General features: G+C 39.8%; 5 protein-coding genes. 3 read left to right on the plus strand and 2 right to left on the minus strand.

Annotated features, from left to right (window positions below; translation table 11 throughout):
• Positions 1 to 191 (plus strand): hypothetical protein (locus B2V92_RS12920; protein ID WP_293308643.1); only part of this gene is annotated, 191 nt, incomplete at its 5' end.
• A gap of 155 nt (positions 192 to 346) precedes the next feature.
• Here the strand turns inward: B2V92_RS12920 and B2V92_RS12925 are convergent.
• Positions 347 to 2,230 (minus strand): sialate O-acetylesterase, encoded by a 1,884-nt coding sequence (locus B2V92_RS12925; RefSeq protein ID WP_293308645.1) that lies wholly within the window; start codon positions 2,228 to 2,230, stop codon positions 347 to 349.
• Positions 2,231 to 2,549: 319 nt separating this feature from the next.
• Here B2V92_RS12925 and B2V92_RS12930 point away from each other — a divergent pair, with 319 nt between their 5' ends.
• Both B2V92_RS12930 and B2V92_RS12935 read left to right on the plus strand, forming a co-directional pair.
• On the plus strand, positions 2,550 to 2,864 hold the full coding sequence (locus tag B2V92_RS12930) for an RNA recognition motif domain-containing protein (RefSeq protein WP_293308649.1): 315 nt from the start codon (positions 2,550 to 2,552) through the stop codon (positions 2,862 to 2,864).
• A gap of 78 nt (positions 2,865 to 2,942) precedes the next feature.
• A complete protein-coding gene (locus B2V92_RS12935) occupies positions 2,943 to 4,196 on the plus strand; it encodes a Na+/H+ antiporter (protein ID WP_293308651.1) in 1,254 nt (417 codons plus the stop codon).
• Positions 4,197 to 4,843: 647 nt separating this feature from the next.
• Here B2V92_RS12935 and B2V92_RS12940 read toward each other — a convergent pair.
• Positions 4,844 to 5,473 (minus strand): sodium:solute symporter family transporter (locus B2V92_RS12940; RefSeq protein WP_414691895.1); only part of this gene is annotated, 630 nt, incomplete at its 5' end.

Below are 5,473 nucleotides of genomic sequence, written 5' to 3' on the forward strand. Positions count from 1 at the left end.
GCGCCAAAGTACCCAAAGCGCTTCGTCAATCCAGCAATGTGCTTTCACACAAGGCCCAGCCGCATCAAAAAAACAGCGGCACTCTGTTTTGTGCAGCAGGTACTAAATTAGCGGTTCTGCTTAACAGCACAAAACCACTGCGTTTCAGGTTTGGCAATGCTAATTATTCTATTTTGCAACTGTTTTTTTGATTCCCCAGCACCCGGGATTGACTGGCGTTATTCGGTAAAACCTGTTTATTTTCAAAGCAAGCTAGCACAGCCCCCTAAACATTTAAAAATAACAAAACCCAACAATTTACCTATTGTAAACTGTTGGGTTCAACATAAAAGTTATTTTCTAGAAATTATTTCTTTCCGAAAGTGATGCCCTGCCAGCTATCAGTTCTAAATGGAGAAGCCGGAAGACCATCGTTAGCCGTTAGGTTAGCAACCGGATTATTTCCCCATGCGTAACGCACTGCAACCGGATTGGCTACCTTATCGCTGCTTACTACTATCTGGTTCCCCTGGATAACAGCTTTTGCCCAATAAAACTTTTTATCTGCGCCGGCAATGGCAAAACCGGTAAGTTCGCTACCGTTTGAAATTTTTAATCCATTTGCAGTGTTGCCAAAAGTTAAATGGGTCTGTTTCCCTTCAACTTTACTGGATTGATAAACGGGGCCGGAATAATTATTCTTTTGACCATAAGTTTTGGCCAATGCAATTAAACCCAATCTTCTGCCCACCTCCTGTTTATTTTTTGGATGGATATCTTTAGCGTCGCCAATATCGATAATGGTTGCCATACCGGTATTTGGCAAGGTCAGTGTTTTCTGCTGCGCTTCCCTTAGCTCTGCCCAGGCCGATTCAACCGGAGTATTATCTACCTGCATAAAATTGGCCAGCTGAACAAAATAGAAAGGGAAATCGCCCTGCCCCCATTTCTGGCGCCAGTCTTTAATCATCACCGGAAATAATTCCCTGTATTGATATGCCCTATCGGCATTGCTCTCGCCCTGATACCATATTGCACCTTTAATCGAAAACTGGATGAAAGGGTTAAGCATAGCATTATATAAAACTGTTGATCGGTTGGGTCCACTCTCATCGGCAGGTTTGGGGCCGGTTTTACTCAAATCCAAACCAACTTTGTATTTCCAGTCGCCCCCCAACGATATTTTTTCACTAGCATTATTTACCAAATTTAAATCTTTGGCTTCACCATAAATACCACCGCCGCCGCCGCTATCGAAAACACGAACAGTTATGGTATTTTCTCCAGCTTTTAGCAGATTAGCAGGCACTGCATAAGATCTACCGACATTATAACCAACTGTTTCGCCAATTTTAACACCATTTACATAAGTAATATCATTATCATCGATCGTTCCGAGGTTAAGTTTCACCTCATTTGTTTTCCAGTTTTCGGGAATGGTAACTTTTTTACTGAACCATACAATGCCATCGAAATTTTTTAGCGCTGCGTCTTCCCATAAGGTTGGCAAAGTCATGTTTTTCCAATCAGCCGTTACTGCTTTGGTCCATTTTGCCTCCCCGGCCTGATAACCAGAATCTTTTTCATTGATGACTTTAACCCAGTTCTGCATTTTTTCTTCATAAGAAGTTACAGAAGAAGGATCTTTGGCAGCCATCTGTATTTTATCAACGGCAGCAGAGAAATCGGCCATTTTTTTAAGTGATTCGGCACTGGTCCAGGCTTCAGCAATGGTTCCACCCCATGAGGTATGGATCAAACCGATTGGGATTTTAGTTTTTTCGTAAACTTCGCGAGCAAAGAAATAGGCTGTTGAAGAAAATTCGGCTACATATTTGGGGCTACATTCCTGCCAGCCACCATTGGTTACTTTTGCATCGCTTAACGGCACGTTACTGGTAACATGTTCTGCCTGCAATAAGCGGATGTTCGGAAATTTGGCATCGGCAATCTCCTTTTCATAATTGAGGATTTTCCCCCAACCGGCCAGTGGCATTTCCATGTTGGATTGACCTGAGCAGATCCACACATCGCCGATAAGAACATTATTAAGCACCAATAATTCACCATCCGAAAGGGAAATTGTATATGGTCCGCCATAAGCCGGTGTTCCGATTTTAATCTTCCAGTTACCGTTTGCATCGGCAATGGCACCATAGTTAATTTTATTCCACGAAACGTTTATTTTAACGGCTTTTCCGGCTGTAGCCTTGCCCCATATAGCAACATTCGTTTTTTGTTGTAAAACCATGTTGTTACTAAAAACCGAGGGCAAAATAATTTTAGCTTGTAAAAATTGGGATATAAATAGTAGGGATATAATTAGAAATAAAGATTTTAACTTTAATGTGCCCATATTTTATTTAATTTTTTAGTTAGAAACCAAATGTACATTTTCTGACCGTGAATATCAATATGGCAACTGGTGGTTCAGGAATTTAAGATAAAAATGAGGTGAAATTTATTTTATTGTTTGGGTAAGAATATCATTTTGCTTATTTTGCAGATCTAAAAGAACAGCTCTGGTTTCAAAATGGATTTTGCCGGACGTTCTCTCAAATACTAAATTAATGGTTAAGATTTTTATAGGCGGCCTTCCCGACAATATCCAAGAGATGGATTTGGCAATACTGGTTAGTCTTCACGGCAGGGTAGAAACAATTAAAATTGTACGCGATAGGTCTACGGGCAAGTGCAAAGGCTACGCTTTTTTGGAAATATATAGCCTTCCGGATGCAAAAAATATTGTATCTACCTTAAATAATGAAACATTTAAAGGCAATGTGATTACCGTTAAAATATCGGAAGAGGAAAGCGGAGCAAAAGCAGCCAAGCCAAAAACCAATCAACCTTTTAAAAGTAAAAGACCTAGGTTACAGCGGTAATTTCTAAACGCTTTGCCGGCCCTGATCCGTTAAGTGATCGGATTTGTTTTATTGTTTTTAGGGCCAATACAACCAGCTATGGAAAATTATGCCATTGTAATATTTATTTTAGCGGTAATGATCGGTTTGTCGTCCATTGCCGATCACATTAAAATCCCCTATCCTATTTTATTGATTATTGCGGGTGTAGCCGTTGGTTTTATTCCTTCCCTTCCCCCTATTGATATCAATCCGGAAATCATCTTCCTGATTTTTTTACCGCCTTTACTCTACGATGCTGCTTTTAATATTTCGTTTAAGGAATTTAAAACCAACATCAATACCATACTAACATTAGCAATATCACTGGTTTTTATTACGGCTATCGGCATTGCTGTAGTGGCACATTATATGATCCCCGGAATGAGCTGGCCAGTATCTTTTGTACTCGGTGCTATTCTTTCGGCTACTGATGCTGTTGCAGCCATGAGCATTACCAAAGGATTGGGACTATCGCATAAAACGAATACCATTTTGGAGGGCGAAAGTTTGGTTAATGATGCATCGGCATTGGTGGCCTACCGTTTTGCGGTAGCGGCAGTAACCGGAACTGCTTTTGTATTCTGGAAAGCATCATTGGAATTTGTGGTTTTAATGGCCGGTGGATTTTTGATCGGGATGGTCATGTCGAGGATATTGGGTTTCATTCTCAAAAGAATACAGGATAACCCGCTAGCTACCATCAGTTTTATGTTATTAATGCCCTTTGTTACCTATTTAATTGCAGAGCACCTGCATGTTTCAGGCGTAATTGCAGTAGTAATGCTGGGCTTGGGTATTTCGAGATTTAGCCATAAGGTATTTCCTGAAAAGCTTAAAAACCAGTCGAAAAACATTTGGGATATCATTATCTTTTTATTGAACGGATTGATTTTTATTTTAATCGGATTACAGTTCCCTTATGTGTATAAAAATATCAACAGCGCGGATATTCTTCCATATATTGGTTATTCGTTGGCGATTACCATAGTAGCTTTATTGCTTAGGATGGCACGTGTATTTTTACAGCGATCAAACCTTCAGAAGGCTTTTCAGAAAGGAAGACACCGGATTACAGAAGATGCACTTTTGGATTTCAAAAATAGCCTGATTATTAGCTGGTCGGGTATGCGGGGCATCGTTTCGCTGGCCATTGCAATAGGATTACCGGCAACTTTAGCGGATGGAAGTGCTTTTCCCCAGCGCAATGCTATCATCTTTATTTCTGTTGTGGTGGTGCTTTTTACGCTTATCGGGCAAGGGCTTACATTACCCTGGTTGGTGAGGAAATTGGCTACTGAGGAAGAAAAGTAGTTTTTAGTTATTGGGATTTGATTATTGATTCACCCTCATCCATCTTACTTTTCCATTTTTCACCACCGAGTTTGCAGAGAAAAGATCACAAAGGACACTGAGTTTTCTCTTCACCACCCAAACTTCGGACCTCGGACACCCGACTTTTTCACTATATTTCCCGCAGATTATGCTGATACATGCAGAGCGTTTATAGAGGTCTATGTTGAAAATTGGGTATTGGTCATTCAACCCCCATTCATTTTCCATCTTACATTTTCCATTCTTTTGACCATTAAGAAATTAAGGACATTAAAGCTTAGCCTACTTATTAACTCGTGATCGAAAAGTCGTCATTTCGACTGTAGTGCAACGGAATGGAGAAATCTATTCCATTTATTTCACACATTAAAAGATACTTCATTGCATTCAGGATGACAAATCAGTTTGAGTTTGATTACCATCCGCAATCTATTACAAAAGATCCTTCGACTACGCTCAGGATGACAACTCGATGAAACTTAACAATCAACTCTTAGAGCGATCGCCATTGGCCATTGCAATTTGATTGTTGGTTATTAGTAGAAATTAACCTAAACTTTGACAATCTTAAAGGCAAAATGAGCCAAAAGATTGTCAAAGTAAGTGCGATTATTGTTATAGATGATTTACCAATAAACGCTGTAAAGCGCTACCAGCAACCCGATAATTAACAATGCTCCAACTGCAAAGCTGCTGCTGGTTTTAAACATTTTTGCATCAATGGCCAACCCTTTAGCTTCGGCTTTAGCTTTATTGCTCGATAAGCTGATAATTACCATCCCGAGGATACAGAATAGAAAAACAAAACCCATTCTATCTAAAAATGGTACTTCGTAAATTCCAACTGCGTTTTTCACTGAAAAACCAGTGCTTGATAACCATGAAAGATCGGTGTAATTAGGCAAGAATTTAAGCAGGATAGATAAGGCGAAACCACCAATGGTAGCAAATAATGCCGCACCTGATGTTGTTCTTTTCCAGAAGAAACCAAGGATGAACATGGCAAAAATACCCGGTGATACAAATCCTGTATATTCCTGAATGTATTGGAAGCCACCTTTTTTATCGATTCCTAAATGCGGGGCGATTAATACACCCAAAATCATTGCTACAACGATCGAAATTTTACCTGTTGTTACCAGATTTTTCTCCGTAGCATCAACATTTAATACTTTTTTATAAATATCGAGCGTAAAAATAGTTGCAATACTGTTTGCTTTACCCGCTAACGAAGCTACTACCGCAGCCGTTAATGC

This window comes from Pedobacter sp. UBA5917, from assembly GCF_002432345.1.
Taxonomy (GTDB): Bacteria; Bacteroidota; Bacteroidia; order Sphingobacteriales; family Sphingobacteriaceae; genus Pedobacter.

Coding starts and splice junctions, on each gene's coding strand:
- B2V92_RS12925 (WP_293308645.1), bottom strand. CDS start 2,230: ATGGTTTTACAACAAAAAACGAATGTTGCTATATGGGGCAAGGCTACA.
- B2V92_RS12930 (WP_293308649.1), top strand. CDS start 2,550: ATGGTTAAGATTTTTATAGGCGGCCTTCCCGACAATATCCAAGAGATG.
- B2V92_RS12935 (WP_293308651.1), top strand. CDS start 2,943: ATGGAAAATTATGCCATTGTAATATTTATTTTAGCGGTAATGATCGGT.